The sequence below is a fragment of the Ruegeria sp. AF1 genome, assembly GCF_056542125.1.
The window spans coordinates 1-1273 of sequence record NZ_JBQFZG010000046.1; the positions used below are offsets into that span (position 1 = coordinate 1).

Genomic DNA, 1273 nt, shown 5'->3' on the forward strand with positions numbered 1-1273 from the left:
TTACAGGTTCGGGTAGATGGGGAAGCGGTTGCAGAGATCTGCGACCTGGGCGCGGACGCGGGCTTCGACTTCGGAGTTGCCGTCTTCGCCGTTGGCTGCCAGGCCGTCGACCACTTCGATGATCCAGTCGGCGATCTGGCGGAATTCGGTCTCGCCAAAGCCGCGGGTGGTGCCGGCGGGGCTGCCCAGGCGGATGCCCGACGTGATGGTCGGCTTTTCCGGGTCAAATGGCACGCCGTTCTTGTTGCAGGTGATATGCGCCCGGCCCAGGGCCTTTTCGGTGGCGTTGCCCTTGACGCCCTTGGGGCGCAGGTCAACCAGCACCACATGGGTGTCGGTGCCGTGGGTCACGGTGTCGAGCCCGCCCTTGATCAGCTGATCGCTGAGCGCCTGCGCATTGATCACGACCTGCTGGATATAGCTTTTGAACTCGGGGCGCAGCGCCTCGCCAAAGGCCACGGCCTTGGCCGCGATCACATGCATCAGCGGGCCGCCCTGAATGCCGGGGAAGATCGCCGAATTCACTTTCTTAGCGATATCTTCATCATTGGTCAGGATCATGCCCCCACGTGGGCCGCGCAGGGTCTTGTGTGTGGTGGTGGTCGCCACATGCGCGTAGGGGAACGGGCTGGGATGCTCGCCTGCCGCGACCAGACCGGCGAAATGCGCCATGTCCACGTGCAGATAGGCGCCGACCATGTCGGCGATCTCGCGCATGCGGGCAAAGTCGATCTGACGCGGGATGGCCGAACCGCCCGCGATGATCAGCTTGGGGTTATGCTCTTTCGCCAGCGCCTCGACCTGATCATAGTCCAGCATGTTGTCCTGCTGGCGCACGCCGTATTGCACGGCGTTGAACCACTTGCCCGACTGGTTGGGCCGCGCGCCGTGGGTCAGGTGGCCACCGGCATCCAGGCTCATGCCCAGAATGGTGTCGCCGGGCTGGATCAGCGCCTGGAACACGCCCTGGTTGGCCTGGCTGCCCGAGTTCGGCTGCACATTGGCAAAGCCACAGCCAAACAGCTGCTTGGCGCGGTCGATGGCCAGATTCTCGGCGATGTCAACAAACTCGCAGCCCCCGTAATAGCGCCGGCCCGGGTAACCTTCGGCATATTTGTTGGTCATCACCGAACCCTGCGCCTCCATCACGGCGGCAGAGACGATGTTCTCGGACGCAATCAGCTCGATCTCGTCGCGCTGACGACCCAGCTCAGACCGGATCGAGCCAAAAAGCTCAGGATCGCGGTCCGACAAGGACTGGGTGAAAAATCCG

Annotated in this window: 1 protein-coding gene; it reads right to left on the reverse strand. The window is 63.4% G+C overall.

Going from position 1 to position 1273, the window contains the following annotated elements:
* On the reverse strand, positions 1-1273 hold a 1273-nt coding region (gene glyA, locus ACR0BK_RS20350), incomplete at its 5' end, for a serine hydroxymethyltransferase (protein ID WP_480521574.1).